Raw genomic sequence first — 19476 nt, 5'->3', positions numbered from 1 at the left:
TGCGCATTCCGGCACTGGCAGGAGGCGCAGGCTTGGGCTAAACCAGCGCAACACTGGCCAAGGACGACCACATGACCCGTATCCTCATCACCTCCGCTATTCCGTATATCAACGGGATTAAGCACCTCGGGAACCTCGTAGGCTCGCAGCTCCCTGCGGATCTATACGCGCGCTACAACCGTGCGCGTGGGGCAGAAGTCATGTTTATTTGCGCCACTGATGAGCACGGCACGCCTGCCGAATTGGCCGCCTCGAAAGCTGGCAAGCCTGTGGATGAGTTCTGCGCCGAAATGCACGGCGTTCAGGCTGACATCGCCAATCGGTTTGGCCTGTCGTTTGACCACTTTGGCAGATCCTCCAGCGCGCAGAACCAAAAGCTGACGCAGCATTTTGCAGGGCGTTTGAAATCCGAAGGTTTCATTGAGGAAGTCTCCGAGAAGCAGGTCTACTCCAACGCTGATGGCCGCTTCCTGCCGGACCGCTACATCGAGGGCACCTGCCCCAACTGCGGCTACGACAGTGCACGCGGCGACCAATGCGAAAACTGCACCAAGCAGCTGGACCCCACGGATTTGATCGACCCACGCTCCGCCATCTCAGGGTCTACCGATTTGGAAGTGCGTGAAACCAAGCACCTATATCTGCGCCAGTCCAAGTTGAAGGATAAGCTCGACGCTTGGATTACCTCTAAAGGTGACTGGCCGATTTTGACGACCTCCATCGCAAAGAAGTGGCTGCATGACGGCGATGGTCTGCGCGACCGTGGGATCACCCGCGATCTGAACTGGGGCGTCCCCGTCAAAGACGGCGACAACGACTGGCCGGGCATGGAAGGCAAGGTCTTCTACGTGTGGTTCGACGCGCCAATTGAATACATCGCCGCAACCAAGGAATGGGCCGACGCGCGCGGGCTGGATGACGACGCATGGGAAAGCTGGTGGCGCACCGATAAGGGTGCTGACGACGTTAAATACGTCCAGTTCATGGGCAAGGATAACGTGCCGTTCCACACGCTCAGCTTCCCCGCCACGATCATGGGTTCGGGCGAGCCTTGGAAGCTGGTCGACTACATCAAGTCGTTCAACTACCTGAACTATGACGGCGGCCAGTTCTCGACATCCAAAGGGCGCGGCGTCTTCATGGACCAAGCGCTGGACATCCTGCCCGCCGACTACTGGCGTTGGTGGTTGTTGAGCCACGCGCCGGAGACGTCTGACAGCGAATTCACGTGGGAAAACTTCCAGTCCTCGGTGAACAAAGACTTGGCGGATGTGCTTGGCAACTTCGTCTCGCGCGTCACCAAATTCTGTAACTCCAAGTTCAGCCCAGCGGTGCCAGATGGCGGCACTTACGGCGAACGTGAGACCGCGCTGATCTCTGACCTCACCACCAAAATTCGCGCCTATGAGGGGCATATGGCCGCCATGGACGTGCGCAAATCAGCGGCCGAGCTGCGCGCAATCTGGACCGCCGGCAACGAGTACCTGCAAGAGGTGGCCCCGTGGTCGACCTTCAAGACAGACCCAGAGCAAGCCGCAGCCCAAATCCGTTTGGCGTTGAACCTGATCCGCGTCTACGCAGTGCTATCCGCACCATTCATCCCAACGGCTTCGGCCCAAATGCTAGCGGGTATGAACACGTTGAACATGGACTGGCCGGACGACGTGGAAGCCGCCCTTGGCAAGCTGCCAGTGGGCCATGAATTCACCGTGCCAGAGGTTCTATTTGCCAAGATCACCGACGATCAACGCGAGGAATGGGCCGAAAAGTTCTCGGGCACGCGCGACTAGATCCAAGCAAGCGCTACCATGGCCAGCACAAGGTAGCGCCCGAACTTGGCAATCGTGACCAGCAGCAAAAACGGCCCGATAGGCTCGCGCATGACACCCGCCACAACCGTGAGCGGGTCCCCTATGAGCGGCAGCCAGCTTCCCAGCAATGACCACCGCCCATAGCGGCGATACCATCCTTGCGCGCGGGACAATTGCGCCTGTGAGACGGGGAACCAGCGTCGATCTTGGAACCGCAGCAAGTGACGCCCCAAGGCCCAATTGATCACCGCGCCCAGCACATTCCCGATGGTCGCAACCGCAAGGAGTGCAGCAAGGGGGTGCTTTCCTGCCAGCATCAAGCCCACAAGAACGGCCTCGGACTGCAGGGGCAAAATCGTCGCAGCAATCAAGGCGGAGGCGAACAGCCCAAAGTAGCCTATCACTCCTTGCCCCTTGCCCGCGTCGCCATGATCGGGATCAGGATGCTGAGAACTAACAAGCGTCCCACGTGACAGGCCGCCACAAAACCGGGGTTGGCCCCCAATACGGCGCCGATAACTATCATCGTCTCTAACCCGCCCGGCGCGAAGGCCACCAAGACATGTGCAAGGGGCATATCCAAGAACATCGCCACAGGAACGGAGAATGCTACCGCAAGCAGGGTAGTTAGAACCGTGATCATCACCCCGCCACCGGCAAAACTGATCAATTGCTTGCCGCTGGTATCGGAGAACCGCGACCCGATGAGCGTGCCCATCAGGATAAGGCAAGCCATGGTAATTTTAGGCTCCAACACCCCTGGAGCGAGGTCAGACAGATGCGCCACGGACGACACGAGCATCGCGCCGATCAAAAGCGGTGCGGGGACGCGAAGGCGCTCCAACACCCAACCGGTCGCAAGTGACAACACGACCAACACGGCCACATAGCCAACGCCCAAAACCTCGCCCATGGGGGTCATGGCTTGCGACATATCCAAGCCCATCATCGCCGCCAGCGCAGGCACTGTCAGCGTCAACAGCAAGACGCGCACGGATTGGGCCACTGTTACACGGGTAAGGTTGACGCCGTAGGTCTCGCCTAAAGCAATCACAAAACTCAAATGCCCCGGCGCGGAAGCCAGAACAGCGCTTAGGCGGTCGTAGCCAAGCAGGCGACTTAGCATTAGGCGGCTTAACACCATGGCCAATACCAGCATCACCGCTAAAGCCAGAAAGGCCAGCGGCCAGCGCAACATGGCCGCGGCAGCCTCTGCGTTCACGCCTGATCCGATGCCTATCCCGATAAACAAAAATGCAATGTCACGTAGGAAGGGTGTAATTCCAAGACGCAGGCCAAATACTGACAAAATCGACACCAGAATTGCAGGGCCAGTCAGCATATAAAGGGGAAGGTGAAGCAGATACCCCAAGGCCGCCCCCGCAACCCCGATCCCTAAAGACCAGACGGAGTTCCACAAGGCAGGCAAAGTTGGAGGCGTGAGCATGGTCCGTAAGTACCACTGCGACATACAGAAGTAGAGAGGTTGGCGTGCGAAAACTTTCAACTCTTGCACAAAATACTATCTGCCGGCATTTGATCTGGCTCCGTGGTTATCCAAGCGAAGCCACGGAACGCCGTTTCCTGAAGATAAAGAAATCAGCGCAGAAAGCGTCCTTTGATCTTTAAGCTCCCGAAACGCCCCGCTATGGTCGCGCTACCTTGCGTGGTGGAGTGGTCGACACATGAGATTTATTATCCTTGAGTCTGTTTGATAGACGACATACCAAACAAGACGCTGCGTAGATAAGACTGTTTCTGGCCCGAAAGGCTCAGAGATGAATTTAGAAGAAAACGCCAGATGCGGGCGTGGTGGAATGGTAGACACACCAGACTTAAAATCTGTTGGGCGTATGCCCGTGGGGGTTCGAGTCCCCCCGCCCGCACCATTTTTATTTTTTATGTGAATTCCACATAAAAAACGCGCCCCGATGGGACGCGTTCAAAACTCTTACAAGATACCAACCTTATGCAGCTTCGGCTTGGTTCCGACGTTCGCTTTCCTCGCGAGACAGAGCGACAGAGGTGCGCACACCATTGCCGACGAATTCCATCAGGCCAGAAACAACACGCTCGTTAGGGTCGATGCCAGCGCAGCTAAGCACTTCGCGACCATCGCGAGAGCGTGCCCAGCGAGCGATTTGCTCGGGGCCATTCCCATATTTTTTGTCATCCGCAATCGCATCATCGAGTGCAGCCAGTACAACAGCCGCAAACAATTTGCGCGCGCGTTGACCTTGTTCAAAGTTGAAAGCGTTGCCATCAACGAAATCAGCAGCCATTTCGTTTCCTTTGTTTTTGCTCTTGTATCTTTGGGCGTAGAGGGGTTGTGACAGATACTGTCCGATTCGTCATTGCATTTATGGAATACCAGTTATGCGCTCAACGCATATCCAAGGATAACCCTTAACTGTATCTAGTCTTCTTGCCTCCCTATTCCTCCCAAGATATAGGTTCGATCCGAACCCAATCAACCTTTTGCCAAGGAAGTGACACAATGCCTAAGATTAACGGAAACGAAATCCGCGGTGGCAATGTATTGGAACACAATGGTGGCCTATGGGTCGCCGTAAAGGTGGACCATGTAAAGCCCGGCAAAGGCGGCGCTTTTGCCCAAGTCGAGATGAAAAACCTGCGGAATGGCTCGAAATTGAACGAACGCTTCCGCAGCGCCGACAAAGTAGAGAAAATTCGTCTGGAGCAAAAAGACCAACAGTTCTTATACGAGACTGACGGCATGCTGACCTTCATGGACACAGAAACCTACGAACAAATCGAACTTCCTGCCGACCTGCTGGGCGACCGCCGCCCCTACCTGCAAGACGGTATGATCGCTGTCGTGGAATTTCACGAGGCCGAGGCGCTTAACGCATCCCTGCCCCAAAAGGTAACCTGCAAAGTTGTGGAAACCGAGCCTGTCATCAAAGGCCAAACCGCATCCAAAAGCTTCAAGCCGGCTGTTCTGGACAACGGTGAGCGCATCATGGTGCCGCCATTTGTGGGTGTGGATGAAGACATCATCGTTGACACCGAGTCCATGGAATACTCAGAGCGGGCTTAAACCGCGATCCAGCGCTCCGGCAGAATATCCGGATTCGCCATCTTAGGATCAATAAACCACTTCGCAGGCCCGACCACACGCGCGTCCGGCCTGCGATCCAGCCAACCGCCCCACCACGAAAATGTGGAATTGGCGATCACATGATCCTGACAACATGACATGAGCCGCAAGTCCTCGTAGTGCTTGTCGGGGCCGTTGTGTCCAACAGCCGTCACATCATAGGGAAGCGACAAGTTTTGACGCACCCAATCTGGATCGTCCGAGAACACGAACACCTTCAATTCACGGCCACCCTCTGACAGCCGCTCAAGCGCGCGCAAGTAATACGCCTCGTCGCAGGTCGCATAAGTGGCGCTCCCCTTAGTGGTCCCTAGGTAATCCCCGCGCCGCATGTGCAGCGACACACTATGGCCTGCGCTCGCGATGCGGTCGGCAAACTCGGCGTTCTGCGCATCGGGAGCGGTGACAATGCGAAGCTCATCACCCAATTGCTCCAACACATCTGCAAAGTAACGCTCTGATTGGAAGTACCCGTGCAGGTAACTGTTGTCGGGCGCATTGGCGATAGCCGCTTGGTATGCCAACCCACGCTCCCGAACGAACTTTGGATCCCGCCCGAAAGCCCGCCACAGTGCATAACTGATACGCCGGTCCTTGGCGGGAGGAAGCTCGGACGCCTCCCCAATGCGGGCCTTGATGTTGAAGTGATCCAAGGCAAATGCCCAATGCGAACCGGGAGGAGCTAGGCGCGCATCAAGCACAAGCTCGCGGCCCAAACGGGTCGAAACAGCCCGTGCGGCGGCGTATTGAAACAACTGATTACCTAAACCACCAAAAATTCTGCTGTAGATCATTCAGTTCCCCAATGGGCCAAGGCTTGCCCCGCACCGCAACGTTTGTCATATCTGTCGGCATAACTACCCTAATTGCAGGCTAACCTGAATGCGTATTTCACTCAAAATCTGGCTACGCCTTCGGCGCGAACCTTGGCGCAGAGCAGCCTACACCGCCTACCGTCAATGGAAGCGCGACAAGATGGAGGCAAAGCGGTACAATTTCGATCAATTGGGCCCGGACAGCATCGTATTCGATGTGGGTGGTTTTGAGGGAAACTGGGCACAGGATATTTTTGATCGCTATGGCTCTACCGTGCATGTGTTTGAGCCCCATCCCACATTCGCGGCCGCGCTACAGGACCGATTTAAAAACCAGCCTAAAATCATCGTTCACGACTTCGCCCTTGGAAGCGAAAACGGCACGTTGCACCTATCTGATGACGGCGACGCCTCTTCCGCAGTTAACGATGTGGCAGGGGCCGTGTCAGGCCAAGTTAAATCAGTGTCCGCCTTCATGGCAAATTTTGAATCTTCAAGCATCGACCTGATTAAAATCAACATCGAAGGCGGCGAATATGATCTCCTTCCCGCACTTGCCACGTCGGATGATCTGAAGCGATTTGGGATCGTTCAAGTTCAGTTCCATCAGTTCAAAGAAAGCGACGGCGCGCTGCGCGACTCTGTTCGCGAGAACCTGGCGTCCAGCCATCGCGAGGCTTGGTGCTACCCCTTCGTTTGGGAAGAATGGCACCGCTCTTAGGAGTAACCCAATCGCTTGTCTTGCTGCACAGTGCGCGCCGCGCGGCCAAGATAGTCGGCATAATGTTTTGCGCGCTCGGCATTCTCTTGGATCGCAGTTTCTCGTGCGGCAAAACCTTCGATACTGACCCGCTGTAATGCGTCACATATCTCCGCTTGAGATTTGCAAATGATCATACCATCGGGGTTAAAATACTCCGCGATATTCGGGCAGCCCCAATAAATCGGAACCGTCCGGCAAAGGGCTGCGTCCACGATCTTTTCGGTAAAGTAATCGCCTTCCCGAATGTTCTCAATCACGACGGAATAGCGATATGGGGCCAACCCATCTTGCTTCAGCTCAAACGGTTTGTATCCCCGCCCCATCACGTCGACATCCAGCCCTTCGTCACGAACATGGTCCACGATTTCATGACGCAACCTGTGTCCCTCCAAGTCCCGCTTGGCGGAGGCAATTAGAGACGTCATATGAGACTTCTCAGTTCCGATCGATGCGATGTCATCGATGAAGGTAAACCCAAACACGAAATGCAACGCATTTGGGGCCTTAGCCAAGAGCCGTTGGTTCTTGGTCAATATGCGGTGGAACCGCCAGTGCAACCTACCCGCGCTATTCAGATGGTGCGCATGGACTGCGTCTGGCTCCACGATCATCACTGACACCTTCGCCCGAACTCCAAACCAAGGCAGGTAAAACATTGGCTTACGGGGGAATGTTATAAGATGATCGTCTGGCCGCAAGTTCGCCACTGTGCCTTGCGCAAGTCGCTCAGGACGGCCCAATGGCCAAATTAAGTCGTCTAAAGATACTTTGGCTATCCCAAAGGTCGGCCAGCGGCCGTAGGGAACCACAGCAAAGGCCGTATCAGCTTCGTTCATTTCCGTCTCTTCACCACAGGTAGGGTCGAGCCGTATATCGCATCTGGATGCGGCGGATGGCCCTCGGTTTTCCGCCAGTATGCGGCGCCCCCGCGCTTAAGCCACAAGGGCAAGCACAGCAATAGCCCAACTACAAAGCCACCCGCGTGGGCCCAATAGGCGACCCCTGCCCCATCAGCGCCAAGGCTTGCCACCCCGTTGAAGAGTTGCAGAGCAAACCAAACCCCCAGCATGACCCAAGCCGGCAGGGAAAAAACCTTGAAGAAGATAATGAAAATCAACACGATATCGACCTTCGCACGAGGAAAGAGCAACAGGTAGCCCCCCATGATCCCAGCAATTGCGCCAGATGCGCCGACAACCGGAATTGCGCTATCGGGGGCCGCGAGCAGTTGACCAAAGTCAGCGGCAACTCCTGCTGCCAAATAGAACAGGGCAAAACCGAAATGGCCCATTTGGTCTTCCAAATTGTCGCCAAATATCCACAAAAACAGCATGTTGCCTGCAAGGTGCATCAAGCCCCCATGCAAGAACATTGAAGTGAACAACGTATAGGTCTCAACTCCCGCGCTGATCTCAACCGGTTGCATCCCCCATGTTTGAAAGAACACACCGATCGCAGCGGCATCGTTGAACAATGGCCAGTAGCTGGCAAATATCCCGATGTTCAGCGCGATAAGCGCGTAGGTCACATAGGGGGTGCGTTCGGAGGGGTTGTGATCACGAAATGGAAACATGCGCCAACGCTGACGGATTGGGCGTGGAGGGTCAAGCGCCCACCTCCGCCAACAATGCCGCGTTGCCTCCCGACGCGGTGGTATCGATGCAAACATGTCGCTCTGCCAGCGTATCGCATGGACGCGGGGTCTCCGTTAACAGCTGCAAGATAGCCCCTGAACGCGTCGCGAGCGTTTGACGTATGGCACGCGCCGTATCCTCGTCGCCCCACCAGATCACACCGGAGATATCCGTCGCGGTCTCCACCTCCTCAATTGATCCTTCCCGCGCGTCACCACCCGCTTGCCTCACGGCTTCTATCTGGGCAGCATGGTCAGGCCCCAAGCATAGGAACGGAGGGCGTGCCTTGGTTGTCAGACGGTTGGTCTCCCCAGTTGGGCCAGGCATGTCGCACACCTCAGGCATGTCACCCGCACCGTTGCTTTGGGTGAACTTGCCTACATACAACGGCCCCCCCGCTTTGGGCCCCGTACCTGACAGCCCTTCGCCGCCAAACGGTTGCGACCCAACAACCGCGCCGATTTGGTTACGGTTCACATAGACGTTGCCCGCGTGAACACGGTCCACAACTGACTGGACGCGGTCATCAATCCGGGTGTGCAGCCCAAAAGTCAGCCCGTAGCCTGTTGCATTGATCTGGTCGATCACCTTGCCCAACTCATGCGACCTGAAGGTTGCGACATGCAGCACGGGGCCGAAAACCTCTTCCTTCATCTGCTCGATACCATCCACGCGCAGCAAGGTTGGAGCAATGAAATTACCAGACGCGGGCACATCAATGGTATGCAGCAAGCGGCCTTCTACGCGGGCCACTTCGACGTATTGGGCTATCTTGTCACCTGCGGTTTCATCGATGATTGGCCCCACATCCGTGGCCACATCCCAAGGGTCGCCCATACGAAGCGCATTCATCGCGCCCTTCAGCATCTCAATCAGCCCATCCGCCACGTCCTCTTGCACATACAAGCAGCGCAACGCCGAGCATCGCTGCCCCGCCGACTGAAACGCCGAGGCCACGACGTCGCGCGTCACCTGTTCTGGCAAGGCCGTGCTGTCAACGATCATAGCATTCAGCCCGCCCGTCTCTGCAATCAAGGGCGCGTAGGCATTGCCGTTTGTGGCCAAGTTTTGATGAATACGCATCGCCGTCGCGGTGGAGCCGGTGAAACACACCCCGTCCACATTGGGCTGCGCAGTCAATGCCGCACCAACGTCGCCCCCACCGGGCAACAACTGCAAAGCGGTCAGGGGAACACCAGCCTCATGCAACAAGGACGTGGCGAAATGCGCAATCAGTGGCGTCTGCTCGGCAGGTTTTGCCAGAACCGCATTGCCCGCAGCAAGTGCTGCAGCGATTTGACCGGTGAAAATGGCCAGTGGGAAGTTCCAAGGTGAGATGCACACAAAACGTCCCCGCGCCGCGCCTGTTAGCTTGAAGGCCTCGCCCGCATAGAAGCGCAAAAAGTCGACCGCCTCGCGCAGCTCGCCGACGCAATCAGGCATCGTTTTACCCGCCTCACGTGCCAGCAATGCAAAGACTTGCCCCGTATGAGCTTCAAACAGGTCAGCTGCCTTGAGCAATACTGTCGCACGCGTTGCGGCGTCCGCCTGCCAAGGCTGGGCCGCATGCACGGCATTCACCGCATCTTCACCATTGGCCAACTGTACGCGTCCTACTTTGTCGTCAGGATTAGACGGCGACTTAATTTCGACCCGCTCCGCCCCTTTAAGGGTGACCGCGCACAGTGGCCCTGCATCAGAATGAAGATCATAGAACTCTGTGCGCGACACATTGATTGCGGCCATGTCGGTCGGGTCAGTCCAGTCCCATCCCTTAGAGTTCTCGCGCTGCGGAAAGATGTCCGAGGGCAATGTAACGGCAGGAAAGCTCAGGCCTTCCAACTCTGAAAACGGGTCTGAGGCGACCTCCTCGGCGGGGACATTTTCATCCACGATTTGGTTCACAAAAGAGCTGTTGGCCCCGTTTTCCAGCAAACGACGCACCAAATAGGCAAGCAGGTCGCGATGCGCCCCAACAGGGGCATAGATACGACAGCGCGTCTGCTCGCCCTGCAACACGATGTCATGAAGGCGCTCGCCCATGCCGTGAAGACGTTGAAATTCAAACGCATCGCGGTCAGACGCCATATCAAGGATTGCAGCGACCGTATGCGCATTATGCGTGGCAAATTGCGGGTAAATTCGATCCGTCAGGCCCAGCAATTTGCGGGCGTTGGCGATATAGGACACATCCGTGGCCTGTTTGTGGGTGAACACTGGGTAGCCGTCCAAGCCCATGACTTGCGCCCGCTTGATTTCCGTATCCCAATACGCCCCCTTCACAAGGCGCACCATGATGCGACGATCCAGCGATGAGGCGAGTGCGTAAAGCCAGTCAATGACGAAGCCCGCACGCGGCCCATACGCCTGAACCACAACGCCAAACCCGTCCCAGCCTGCAAGTTCGGCATCATCCAAAGTTGCTTCGATCACGTCCAGTGAGATGTCCAAGCGGTCGGCTTCTTCCGCGTCGATGTTCAGTCCCACACCGCCATTGGCAGCTAGACGGCACAGGTCTCGCAAACGAGGCAGCAATATTTCCATGACCCCGTCTCTTTGCGGCGCCTCGTACCGAGCATAGAGCGCGGAGAGTTTGACCGAGATACCGGGGTTGGAGCGAATGTCATCCTGTGTTGCGGCCTTTGCGATGGCCGTTATCGCGTCCGCATAGGCGTGGTAGTAGCTGAGCGCATCTGCATCGGTGCGCGCCGCCTCGCCCAGCATGTCGTAGGAATAGGTGTAGCCCTCGGCCTCCTCCGTTTGCGCGCGAGACATGGCATTTTCAATGGTCTCACCCAGAACGAACTGACGCCCCATCTCTTTCATCGCGCGGGAAACGGCGGTGCGAATAACCGGCTCTCCAAGACGTTTCACCATGCCGCGGATTTGGCCTGCAATGCCTGTGGCCTCTTCCTCAAGCACCTTGCCGGTCAACATCAACGCCCAAGTCGACGCATTCACCAATGAGGACGCGGAGTGCCCTAAGTGACGACCCCAATCTGACGGCGCGATTTTGTCCTCAATCAGCGCATCCATCGTCTCCGCATCGGGCACCCGCAACAGGGCCTCGGCTAGACACATCAGCGCGACCCCTTCGTCGGTCGACAGCCCATACTCGGCCAGAAACACTTCCATCAAACCAGGTTTTGCGGACTCGCGAATTTGCGTAACCAATTGCGCCGCCGAGGCCGCGATGCGCCCCCTATCAACATCCGAAAGGCCCGCGGTCGCGATCAACCTATTGAGGAACTCACGCTCATCAGGCAGTATGTGGGCGCGCATGTCTTGGCGCAGGTCATTCAACGTTGCATTGGTCATATCAACGGCCTCTATCTGGTCAGGAATATAGACAAGCTTAAACTCCCCGTTGCAAAATTTTCTCCGGTAGATCACATATAAGACTCAATACTTCCCGCAAATTTGAAAAATGGCAGGTCAAATGACTGACGACCTTGACACATATGACACCGCGATACTGAAAGCCGTATCCGCCAATGGGCGCATCACCGTGACCGACCTTGCGGAAATAATCAACCTTTCCAAGTCGCCCACGCAGACCCGCCTGCGCCGTCTGGAAAAGGACGGATACATTCGCGGCTACACCGCCCAACTGAATCCCGTGAAGTTAGGCCTGGCGCATATTGCCTTCGTTGAAGTGAAGCTAGACGACACGCGTGAACTGGCCTTGCGGGCCTTCAATGAGGCCGTGCTCGCGACCCCTGAAATCGAGCAATGCCATATGATTGCAGGAAAATTCGACTACCTCATGAAAGTACGCACAACTGACATGCGCAGTTACCGCCGTATTTTGGGAGAGCAGGTCAGCGCCCTGCCCCATGTGGCCCACACTTCCACACATGTGGTCATGGAAGCCGTCAAAGAGGACGCTTTGTAGCACCGCCCCCTTTACTTCCTTGCCCTTTCGCGGCACCTCGGTTGCGTTAGCGAAGTGGAGCGACAATGACCAAAGCGATCATGATACAAGGAGCCGGTTCCAACGTCGGTAAGTCCATGCTCGTCGCGGGCCTTTGCCGCGTGTTTGCCCGTCGCGGCATAGCCGTTCGTCCCTTTAAGCCGCAAAACATGTCCAACAATGCCGCCGTCACATCCGATGATGGGGAGATCGGCCGCGCGCAAGCCTTGCAAGCCCTAGCCTGCAACGTCGCCCCGCACACCGACATGAACCCCGTGCTGTTGAAGCCGGAAAGCGATGTCGGCGCGCAAGTCATCGTCCACGGCAAGCGCTATGCCACCTTGAAGGCCCGCGACTACACCAAAGCCAAGCCCGAGCTTTTGTCCAAGACGCTGGAGAGTTTTCACCGCCTTTGCGAAGCCGTCGACCTGATCGTAATTGAGGGCGCGGGCAGCCCCGCCGAGATTAACCTACGCAAGGGCGACATCGCCAACATGGGCTTTGCGGAGGCCGCCAATGTGCCTGTGGTCCTAGTGGGTGACATTGATCGCGGCGGCGTGATTGCGCAAATCGTGGGAACACATAGCGTGCTGCCAGATGAAGACCGCGACCGGATCAAAGCCTTTATGATCAACAAGTTCAGAGGCGACGTCACCCTGTTCGATGATGGCATGGTTGAAATCACAAAGCGCACGGATTGGGCACCGCTGGGCGTATTGCCTTGGTTTAACGACGCGTGGCAACTGCCCGCCGAGGATGTGATGGACATCTCCTCCACCTCCCGCAAGGGCGATGTTGTGAAGATCGCCATGCCAAAGCTGTCGCGCATAGCCAACTTCGACGACCTTGATCCGCTGGCGATGGAGCCAGGGGTTTCCGTCGAGATCATAGAGCCGGGCCGCCCGCTGCCCGCCGACGCCGATCTGGTTTTGATCCCCGGTTCGAAATCCACTATTGGCGATTTAGCCTTTTTGCGTGCGCAGGGTTGGGACATCGACCTGATGGCGCATGTTCGGCGTGGCGGGCACGTGCTGGGGATTTGTGGCGGCTATCAAATGCTGGGTCGGATCGTGTCTGACCCCGACGGCATCGAAGGTTCTCCGACCTCGGTTGAGGGCTTGGGGCTACTGGACATTCAAACCATCATGGCACCGCAAAAACGGCTGGCGGAGGTTGAGGGCATCCATCTGGCGACAGCTGCGCCCTTGGCAGGCTACGAGATACACATCGGCGTTACAGACGGTCCTGACACCGCGCGACCATGGCTGCAAATAGACGGTGCGCCTGCGGGTGCCACATCAGCTGATGGAAAGGTCGAGGGATGCTACGTCCATGGATTATTCACATCTGACGCTTTCCGTCGCGCCTACCTGCAAAAGCTTGGAGGCACATCGCATGTGCAAGATTATAGTGCATCCGTAGAGACCGCTTTGGAAGCACTGGCGGATCATCTAGAGGAACATCTGGATATTGAGACGCTGTACCAACTCGCGGCGACAGTGGACGCTAGCTAAGCCTTACTCAAATTCCCGCGTCAGAAGCGCACGATGAATTTCACGGCGTACAAGTTTGCGAACGTTGCGCGTTATGCGCTCCCCCAAATCGCCAGACAGCTCTTGACGAACGATCTCCGCGACCAAATCGCGTAACGCGTCTTCGTCGATGAAATTGCTGTCATCAAGATTTGACAGATCGAAATCATCTTCAGCTGGCTCTTGTTCCTCATCCATTACAGTGGCCGCCGCAACGGAGGCGAACTCCGCTTCTTCAGTCATCGGCTCAGCTGTTTCATTGGGCTGAATTTGATCCTGTTCGGCATCAACTATAACATCGTCCACTTCGGCTTCGGCTTCGGCTTCGGCTTCGGCTTCGGCTTCGGCTTCGGACACCGCCTCTATTTCATCGTGCTCGACAATCTCTTCAGCGACGCCCAATTCTGTATCGTTTTGAGGCTCATCCACCCATTCTTCCGCTGCATCAGCTTTCGCGGCGTCTTCAGAACCTTCGTCGGATGCAACCGTGACTTCCCATTCATCAGCGGGGGCCGCTTCTTCCGCCTCATCGCTCTGCCCGTCATCCGGTGTCTCGGCTTCCGGCTTGGAATGACCATGGCGAATGAAGTCAATCACTGGGGCGCTTTCTACCGGCACCTCGTCTTCGTAATACTCATCGTCGTCCAAGGCAGCCCAGTCAGCTTCATCGGCTTGTGCTGAACTGTCTTCATCATCAGATGACTCGTCCAAAATGGTGCTGCGTAGGTTCGACATGTCGGTGTGGCGAAACTCTGGGACCGAATCCTCTGCGCCCGAATCCTCTGCGCCCGAATTCACCCGAAGAGCGGAGGTCAAAACCAGCGCATCAGCGACCTTCGGCTCGCCTTTAGGGGTGTCCTCATCCTTGGGCTCCGGAGCCTCAGGTGCATTGCTGGCTTGACGATCCTCAGAATTCGTATCCGATACGAGTCTACGAATGGAGGACAGAACATCTTCCACATCTACATTGGTTACCGGATCAGACATACGCTCAGCCCCTACACTTTTCAGGCAAGATACCCGTCGCATGGCAGCCTGACAACCGATCGTTAGATTAGTTAGTTCTTTTGGTACCGTTGCAAGATGCGGTCCAACTTCTTACCAGCCTTCGAAGTGGGGACTGGTGCACCTGAGGCAGCTTTATAGTAGTCGGATGGATCGTAGCGCTCGACATTGAGCTTCAAATTGTCCGCGGTCAGCAGGCCCATCGACGCCAAGACGCTATAAGCTGCTGAATACACCTGTGTTTGAGCGACCACAAAGTTCGTGCGCGCATCGGATAAGTCTTGCTCCGCATCCAACGCATCTAGCGTTGTACGCGCGCCAAGCTTGGCCTCTTCTCGCACGCCATCAAAGGCCGTTTGTGCGGCGCTAATTTGACGCTCGGTCGATGCGACCTGTGCGCGAGCCACGGCCAGTTGCGCCCAACTATTGCCGACACCTTGCTCTACAGAAAGCACTTGTTGATTCAATTGGGCCTTAGACGCGTGAACCTGTGCAAGCGCCTGCCTTACCAACGCAGAGAGCTGCCCGCCCTGATAAATTGGCACATTCAAAGACAACCCAATGCTGGCGCTATCGGAGGTGCCGCCGAAATCTGAGTGTGAGACACCGCTGGTTGCAGACAAACTTGGTCGCGTTCGCGCTTTGGTTGACGCGTAACTAAGTTCGTTTGCTTTGATCTCATGTTGGATCTGTTCGATTTCGGGGCTCATCTGCCGCGCAGTTGTCTTAGCTGCCACCAAGTTAGCGGGTAATCTTGGCAGGTCAGAGATACTCTCCAGCTTCGACGGTGTGCGACCAACCGCAATTTTGTATAATTCACGTGTAATTTCCAATTGCCCCTGGGCGTCGGCCAACTCGCCACGCCCAAAGGCCAGTCTCGCTTCCGCTTGGGCGACATCTGTGCGGGTCACCTCACCCACCTCAAACCGGTCCCGGGCAGCCCGTAGCTCTTGCGTGATCAACCTCAGGTTACTTTGGCGCACTTCAAGGACACGTTGGTCGCGCAAAACTTGCACATATGCGTTCACTGCCTGCAAAAGCACGGCTTGTTCTTGTTGAACCAATTGACTGCGCACGGCCAGAACCGCTTCCTTGGCAGACTCAACGCTCAATTTTGAACGCCCAGCATCCCAAAGCAACACTTCTGCGGTCAGACCAACCGTTGCAGTCAGCGTATCCCCAACCGAAGACGTATGATTTTGAGTTAAGGAAGCACTGCCATTCACTTGAGGACGCAGCGCAGAAAGCGCGATTGCGACCCCTTCGTCTTGCGCGCGAAGCAACGCTCGACTTTGTTCTAACAAATTGGAATTATTGTAGGCCGCCGTCAAAGCGCTCGTGAGTGTTTCTGCCGAGGCTAGAAGCGGTGAAAAACTCAGTGTCAGGCCTAAGATTGCGCTATTCAGGAAACGCCGCGACATATCAGTCCACCTATTTGTGAAAAATCTCGTAAAACCTCAAGAGCAGGGCGACAAACACCCTACTTAACAGCAACTTAAAGCTCAAAAGCCGTTTCAGCTACGAAGCCAGGCAGCAAAGGGGCACCAGCGTTGAATGCAAGACTCCAACTGACCTTCCCGCCAATTTTGCGCCCCAACCGAGCTTCACCCAGAGCATTCTGCGTGAAAATCGCCAGAATGCGACCACCTTCTTTGAGTTGATTTATAATCTCATCGGGAATGACCGTCACGCCGCCTTCAATGCATATCACGTCGTAGGGACCCGACTTTGCGGCACCTTGAGCAAGCGCCCCGGTCACCACAACGGCGTTGTCCACGTTTTGCTCGGCTAAGGCCAGTTCAGCATCGCGTGCCAAATCTTCGTCTTCCTCAACGGCGACTACGGCATCAGCCATATGCGCGAAAATTGCGGACGAATATCCAAGGCCACACCCGATATCCAGCACCACATCCGAGCGTTGAATATCAAGCGCGTCCAGCATCTTAGCAAAGGTGCGTGGTTCAAGGACCACTCGCCCCCCACCAAGATCTACGTTCTCACCGACGTAGGCCACGTTGCGCATACTCTGCGGCACGAACGCTTCGCGCTGCACGGCAAGCATGGCTTCAATGATAGGGAACTTGGTCACATCCGACGGGCGCACTTGCGTGTCGACCATCATTGTACGGTTTGCAGCATTATCAAGCATACTAAACTCATTAGTCTAGTTTCAGTTGAAACAGGTTTGACACAGATTATGGGACACAGCAACGCTGAAGTAAGGCAACTCGCAAATCCCTGCCAAAAATCGCATTGACCAGCGGTGTTCAGCCAACGACGTTCAACCTGAAGATGCGCACAAGGCTTGCTCTTACACCGGCAACGATTGCAATAATGGGCTCTCCTAAGCCCTTGCGTGACCAATTCGCTTGGTCTAGAGAACCCGCACACCGTTGAGGCGAGTTGGCGGAGTGGTTACGCAGCGGATTGCAAATCCGTGAACACCGGTTCGATTCCGGTACTCGCCTCCAATAAAATCAATGGGTTATGATTTTTTTTGCTCATTGGATATCACCTCTGGTATCAGTTTCACTTTTTGTTGTCGCTTTGTTCGATTGCTTGCTTCGTTTCATTGCGGCTTCGCTTGCACGCATCTTTTGACGGGCCATTCCTGCATATTTGATAATCATCGCTTTCGAGCTATGGCCGCTATAGCTAGCAATTTGATCGTCCGTACAACCTGCTGCAGCTAATTCCATCACACCGCGGTATCGCAGGGCGTGCTGATCATGAGCTTCAACGCCCAATCTTACGCGCTCCGCATACATAAGGCGACCATTTCGACGTCGGGGAACATGCTATGTTTGATGTTGATCGACGTGATGTTGCCGCTGTTATCGGTGTTGACGAAGAGAACGCCGCAGCGATCCCAGAAGTTCTTGCCGTCTTTTTCGCCGGATTTGACGTTCAGTTTCAGTGTTTGAGTAGCCATTTGTTGATCCTCACTTTGAGTGTTTCGATGAACATGACCAAAGCTGGCACAAAGGGGCTGTCAGCGAGAAACTTGCCTCGCGAGGAATGCGCTGGCGCAGGGGAATTTTCTTGTTGAAGCGGGGTTTGTCCCGCGTCTGGCACGGCTGCCCGCTTATGTTCAGCAACCAGAAACACGGCGTTGGGGATCTGAATTTGCCAAGCGGAACCTGACCTGAGTACCGTTCAAGCCAAAATGCTTCAAAGACGCACCAAGCGCGCATCCTTATTGCAAAATTAGGGAAAAACAGCTAATTATGAGGAACAGAAAAGGAGAAAGCAGAAATGTCCGTCGTGGCTTCCAAGATTTTGGGAACTGTGAACGCACCCTATGGTGCGAACCTTTCTGCACATCAACTCGCCGCCTGCATTTCCAGCCTCGAGACAATGAAAGAGGCTTTCGGGCCAGTTTTTTCTTTCTTTACAGAGGTTAAGCCAAGCCTTCAATCTGATTTCATTCAAGAAATGGGCATTGAAGACGGTGCGAAAACTGTCGCGACCTACCTGCAAACACAATGCGCGAACCCCATTTCATTCGCCGCATAAGCGCACTCATATGAACACTCCCTCTCCGAGTCGTTGGAGCGACCTTTTTGACATTGCCGTATCGATTATCGAGCAAGCAAACAAAGACACGACCATCATTGATCGATGGACTTTGGGCGGGGGCACCGCCCTTATGTTGCAGATCGATCATCGCGAAAGCCATGACATCGACTTGTTTGTGGGCGACCCGCAACTGATGCCATTTTTGAACCCAGAGACGCAGGATTTCACACTGTCGTTGCATCCAAGCAGCTATACTTCAGACGGCACCCAGTCGCTCAAGATCGTTTTTGACGAGGTTGGCGAGATTGATGTCATTTGCAGCGGATGGCTCACCGACGATTTTGCGACCACTCACGAAGTCAACGGGCAACAGATTTTGCTCGAAACCCCCAGCGAAATCATCGCCAAAAAGGTATTCCACAGAGGGTGGAACCTACAGCCGCGTGATATGTTCGATATTGCAGCCGTGCGCCAAGTTTACGGCGATGAGTATGTAATCAATGCCCTTTCAGATTTCCCTGAGCAAGCTGTTCTGGCCCAAGATGTTGCAGAACAGTTGAGTCCTGACTTAGCCCAAGGGATCCTTTCAGGGTTAACGGTTCGCGAGGACTTCTCTGACGTAGTCAGAACCGCCCAGAGGTCAACAATTGAGATCCTCTCAAAAATTCCCAGGTAGCGCCCAGATTGAGAAGACATCTCTTGTACAAAGACGAAGTTGAACATTTTACGCCATAGCGTAAATTGGATATTTTGCGCTGTAGCGTAAGCTTTCTTTGAAAACGGATCACACCTCCAACCCCGTTGAACGTACTTGCTCTGGCGTTACGGCCTTGTTCGCCAGCAAATCAGCTACCTGACGGCGGGTGATGTGTTTGCACAGGGGATGACATCCGAGGATCCATTCGACCAAACTGGCACGGCCTTTTTCTTCGGCCTTTCGCGCCTTCTCGCTGTCAGCCTGAACTTGGGCAAGCCCCTTCTCCCATCGGCGCATTTTGAACCAGTTATCCGCAAAACAGACCTTGCTGCGCGTGTAGCTTTCGGTTTCGACAGCATAAGCTTTGACGGCCAGCAACATATCCTCGACTTCAACGCCCGCCTGCACCGCCGCTGCAATTTGCTTCAGACAGGTTCGTCGATCTCGAAGCCGATCCTCGGGATAGGCCGACAGGATCTTTCCAAATTCTAATTCTTCAACCTCCGCCGCCGCCTCGCGCGCGCTTACGCCAGAACGGCATATCCGTTGTGTGAACACGTACACACAAGGTGACGACAAACAGCGATCACAAGTTCAATATCGCGCCAAACCTGCTGGATCGCAACTTTGCGGCCGATGCGCCCAACCAGAAGTGGGCTGGTGACA

Annotated in this window: 20 protein-coding genes, 2 tRNA genes and 1 pseudogene; 10 read left to right on the top strand and 13 right to left on the bottom strand. The window is 55.4% G+C overall.

Features of this window, described 5'->3' with window-relative positions; translation table 11 throughout:
- Positions 1–53 precede the first annotated feature (53 nt).
- Positions 54–1790: a methionine--tRNA ligase gene (gene metG, locus ABJN86_RS13010; RefSeq protein WP_348363796.1), complete on the top strand. Its 1737-nt coding sequence runs from the start codon at positions 54–56 to the stop codon at positions 1788–1790.
- On the opposite strand, the gene ABJN86_RS13005 is transcribed toward metG, so the two are convergent.
- On the bottom strand, positions 1787–2215 hold the full coding sequence (locus ABJN86_RS13005) for a YqaA family protein (RefSeq protein WP_348363727.1): 429 nt from the start codon (positions 2213–2215) through the stop codon (positions 1787–1789). The two genes, metG and ABJN86_RS13005, sit on opposite strands and share 4 nt — an antisense overlap.
- On the bottom strand, positions 2212–3258 hold the full coding sequence (locus ABJN86_RS13000) for an AbrB family transcriptional regulator (RefSeq protein ID WP_348363729.1): 1047 nt from the start codon (positions 3256–3258) through the stop codon (positions 2212–2214). Before ABJN86_RS13000 ends, ABJN86_RS13005 begins: the two co-directional genes overlap by 4 nt.
- 356 nt (positions 3259–3614) lie before the next feature.
- On the opposite strand from ABJN86_RS13000, the gene ABJN86_RS12995 reads away from it, so the two are divergent.
- A tRNA-Leu gene (locus ABJN86_RS12995) sits at positions 3615–3700 on the top strand.
- A gap of 78 nt (positions 3701–3778) precedes the next feature.
- On the opposite strand, the gene ABJN86_RS12990 is transcribed toward ABJN86_RS12995, so the two are convergent.
- Positions 3779–4093, bottom strand: coding sequence for a DUF6280 family protein (locus tag ABJN86_RS12990; RefSeq protein ID WP_348363730.1), 315 nt, complete (start codon positions 4091–4093; stop codon positions 3779–3781).
- A 215-nt stretch (positions 4094–4308) separates the two neighbouring features.
- Here ABJN86_RS12990 and efp point away from each other — a divergent pair, with 215 nt between their 5' ends.
- Positions 4309–4872, top strand: coding sequence for an elongation factor P (gene efp, locus ABJN86_RS12985; protein WP_348363731.1), 564 nt, complete (start codon positions 4309–4311; stop codon positions 4870–4872).
- Here the strand turns inward: efp and ABJN86_RS12980 are convergent.
- Positions 4869–5726: an alpha-1,2-fucosyltransferase gene (locus tag ABJN86_RS12980; RefSeq protein WP_348363732.1), complete on the bottom strand. Its 858-nt coding sequence runs from the start codon at positions 5724–5726 to the stop codon at positions 4869–4871. The genes efp and ABJN86_RS12980 overlap by 4 nt on opposite strands.
- An 88-nt stretch (positions 5727–5814) precedes the next feature.
- Between ABJN86_RS12980 and ABJN86_RS12975 the strand changes: the two genes are divergently transcribed.
- The gene (locus ABJN86_RS12975) at positions 5815–6468 is read left to right on the top strand and encodes an FkbM family methyltransferase (RefSeq protein ID WP_348363733.1); all 654 of its coding nucleotides are present in this window, start codon (positions 5815–5817) and stop codon (positions 6466–6468) included.
- Here ABJN86_RS12975 and ABJN86_RS12970 read toward each other — a convergent pair.
- From ABJN86_RS12970 to putA, 3 genes are read right to left on the bottom strand one after another with little or no spacing between them, the layout of a single operon-like run.
- A complete protein-coding gene (locus ABJN86_RS12970) occupies positions 6465–7346 on the bottom strand; it encodes a glycosyltransferase family 10 (protein WP_348363735.1) in 882 nt (293 codons plus the stop codon). The genes ABJN86_RS12975 and ABJN86_RS12970 overlap by 4 nt on opposite strands.
- Positions 7343–8083, bottom strand: coding sequence for a rhomboid family intramembrane serine protease (locus ABJN86_RS12965; RefSeq protein ID WP_348363737.1), 741 nt, complete (start codon positions 8081–8083; stop codon positions 7343–7345). The genes ABJN86_RS12970 and ABJN86_RS12965 overlap by 4 nt, the downstream gene beginning before the upstream one ends.
- Before the next feature lie 31 nt (positions 8084–8114).
- Positions 8115–11462: a bifunctional proline dehydrogenase/L-glutamate gamma-semialdehyde dehydrogenase PutA gene (gene putA / locus ABJN86_RS12960; RefSeq protein WP_348363739.1), complete on the bottom strand. Its 3348-nt coding sequence runs from the start codon at positions 11460–11462 to the stop codon at positions 8115–8117.
- A 121-nt stretch (positions 11463–11583) separates the two neighbouring features.
- Here putA and ABJN86_RS12955 point away from each other — a divergent pair, with 121 nt between their 5' ends.
- Positions 11584–12039 carry an Lrp/AsnC family transcriptional regulator gene (locus ABJN86_RS12955; protein ID WP_348363741.1) on the top strand — a complete coding sequence of 152 codons (456 nt, stop codon included), beginning with the start codon at positions 11584–11586 and terminating at the stop codon, positions 12037–12039.
- A 65-nt stretch (positions 12040–12104) separates the two neighbouring features.
- Positions 12105–13571: a cobyric acid synthase gene (locus ABJN86_RS12950; protein ID WP_348363743.1), complete on the top strand. Its 1467-nt coding sequence runs from the start codon at positions 12105–12107 to the stop codon at positions 13569–13571.
- 3 nt (positions 13572–13574) lie between these two features.
- Here the strand turns inward: ABJN86_RS12950 and ABJN86_RS12945 are convergent, their stop codons facing one another.
- The 3 genes from ABJN86_RS12945 to ABJN86_RS12935 all read right to left on the bottom strand — a co-directional run bounded on the left by ABJN86_RS12945 (position 13575) and on the right by ABJN86_RS12935 (position 16743).
- Positions 13575–14576 (bottom strand): hypothetical protein, encoded by a 1002-nt coding sequence (locus ABJN86_RS12945; protein ID WP_348363744.1) that lies wholly within the window; start codon positions 14574–14576, stop codon positions 13575–13577.
- Between the two features lie 71 nt (positions 14577–14647).
- Positions 14648–16015, bottom strand: coding sequence for a TolC family outer membrane protein (locus ABJN86_RS12940; protein ID WP_348363745.1), 1368 nt, complete (start codon positions 16013–16015; stop codon positions 14648–14650).
- A 74-nt stretch (positions 16016–16089) separates the two neighbouring features.
- Positions 16090–16743, bottom strand: coding sequence for a protein-L-isoaspartate O-methyltransferase (locus ABJN86_RS12935; protein WP_348363747.1), 654 nt, complete (start codon positions 16741–16743; stop codon positions 16090–16092).
- Between the two features lie 248 nt (positions 16744–16991).
- Here ABJN86_RS12935 and ABJN86_RS12930 point away from each other — a divergent pair.
- Positions 16992–17065, top strand: a tRNA-Cys gene (locus ABJN86_RS12930).
- Positions 17066–17095: 30 nt separating this feature from the next.
- Here the strand turns inward: ABJN86_RS12930 and ABJN86_RS12925 are convergent.
- Entirely contained in the window at positions 17096–17341 is a 246-nt protein-coding gene (locus ABJN86_RS12925; protein WP_348363749.1) for a hypothetical protein, read from the bottom strand.
- Positions 17342–17343: 2 nt separating this feature from the next.
- Complete coding sequence (locus ABJN86_RS12920; protein ID WP_348363750.1) at positions 17344–17526, bottom strand: hypothetical protein; 183 nt, start codon at positions 17524–17526, stop codon at positions 17344–17346.
- Positions 17527–17849: 323 nt separating this feature from the next.
- Here ABJN86_RS12920 and ABJN86_RS12915 point away from each other — a divergent pair, with 323 nt between their 5' ends.
- Both ABJN86_RS12915 and ABJN86_RS12910 read left to right on the top strand, forming a co-directional pair.
- Complete coding sequence (locus tag ABJN86_RS12915; protein WP_348363799.1) at positions 17850–18110, top strand: hypothetical protein; 261 nt, start codon at positions 17850–17852, stop codon at positions 18108–18110.
- 10 nt (positions 18111–18120) lie between these two features.
- On the top strand, positions 18121–18789 hold the full coding sequence (locus ABJN86_RS12910; RefSeq protein WP_348363798.1) for a nucleotidyl transferase AbiEii/AbiGii toxin family protein: 669 nt from the start codon (positions 18121–18123) through the stop codon (positions 18787–18789).
- 108 nt (positions 18790–18897) lie between these two features.
- Here the strand turns inward: ABJN86_RS12910 and ABJN86_RS12905 are convergent, their stop codons facing one another.
- The gene (locus ABJN86_RS12905; protein WP_348363752.1) at positions 18898–19374 is read right to left on the bottom strand and encodes a hypothetical protein; all 477 of its coding nucleotides are present in this window, start codon (positions 19372–19374) and stop codon (positions 18898–18900) included.
- On the opposite strand from ABJN86_RS12905, the pseudogene ABJN86_RS12900 reads away from it, so the two are divergent.
- Positions 19332–19476, top strand: a pseudogene (locus ABJN86_RS12900) (IS3 family transposase); the annotation flags it as partial. The gene ABJN86_RS12905 and the pseudogene ABJN86_RS12900 overlap by 43 nt on opposite strands.

Origin of the sequence: Litoreibacter sp. (genome assembly GCF_039974535.1) — a bacterium.
Lineage (GTDB): Bacteria > Pseudomonadota > Alphaproteobacteria > Rhodobacterales > Rhodobacteraceae > Litoreibacter.
This window is presented reverse-complemented; position numbering and strand designations above follow the sequence as displayed.

Bases quoted from the DNA above. Each gene is read 5' to 3' on its own strand.
- ABJN86_RS13000 (WP_348363729.1), bottom strand. From the start codon at position 3,258: ATGCTCACGCCTCCAACTTTGCCTGCCTTGTGGAACTCCGTCTGGTCT.
- ABJN86_RS12990 (WP_348363730.1), bottom strand. From the start codon at position 4,093: ATGGCTGCTGATTTCGTTGATGGCAACGCTTTCAACTTTGAACAAGGT.
- efp (WP_348363731.1), top strand. From the start codon at position 4,309: ATGCCTAAGATTAACGGAAACGAAATCCGCGGTGGCAATGTATTGGAA.
- ABJN86_RS12980 (WP_348363732.1), bottom strand. From the start codon at position 5,726: ATGATCTACAGCAGAATTTTTGGTGGTTTAGGTAATCAGTTGTTTCAA.
- ABJN86_RS12975 (WP_348363733.1), top strand. From the start codon at position 5,815: ATGCGTATTTCACTCAAAATCTGGCTACGCCTTCGGCGCGAACCTTGG.
- ABJN86_RS12970 (WP_348363735.1), bottom strand. From the start codon at position 7,346: ATGAACGAAGCTGATACGGCCTTTGCTGTGGTTCCCTACGGCCGCTGG.
- ABJN86_RS12965 (WP_348363737.1), bottom strand. From the start codon at position 8,083: ATGTTTCCATTTCGTGATCACAACCCCTCCGAACGCACCCCCTATGTG.
- putA (WP_348363739.1), bottom strand. From the start codon at position 11,462: ATGACCAATGCAACGTTGAATGACCTGCGCCAAGACATGCGCGCCCAC.
- ABJN86_RS12955 (WP_348363741.1), top strand. From the start codon at position 11,584: ATGACTGACGACCTTGACACATATGACACCGCGATACTGAAAGCCGTA.
- ABJN86_RS12950 (WP_348363743.1), top strand. From the start codon at position 12,105: ATGACCAAAGCGATCATGATACAAGGAGCCGGTTCCAACGTCGGTAAG.
- ABJN86_RS12945 (WP_348363744.1), bottom strand. From the start codon at position 14,576: ATGTCTGATCCGGTAACCAATGTAGATGTGGAAGATGTTCTGTCCTCC.
- ABJN86_RS12940 (WP_348363745.1), bottom strand. From the start codon at position 16,015: ATGTCGCGGCGTTTCCTGAATAGCGCAATCTTAGGCCTGACACTGAGT.
- ABJN86_RS12935 (WP_348363747.1), bottom strand. From the start codon at position 16,743: ATGCTTGATAATGCTGCAAACCGTACAATGATGGTCGACACGCAAGTG.
- ABJN86_RS12920 (WP_348363750.1), bottom strand. From the start codon at position 17,526: ATGGCTACTCAAACACTGAAACTGAACGTCAAATCCGGCGAAAAAGAC.
- ABJN86_RS12915 (WP_348363799.1), top strand. From the start codon at position 17,850: ATGTCCGTCGTGGCTTCCAAGATTTTGGGAACTGTGAACGCACCCTAT.
- ABJN86_RS12910 (WP_348363798.1), top strand. From the start codon at position 18,121: ATGAACACTCCCTCTCCGAGTCGTTGGAGCGACCTTTTTGACATTGCC.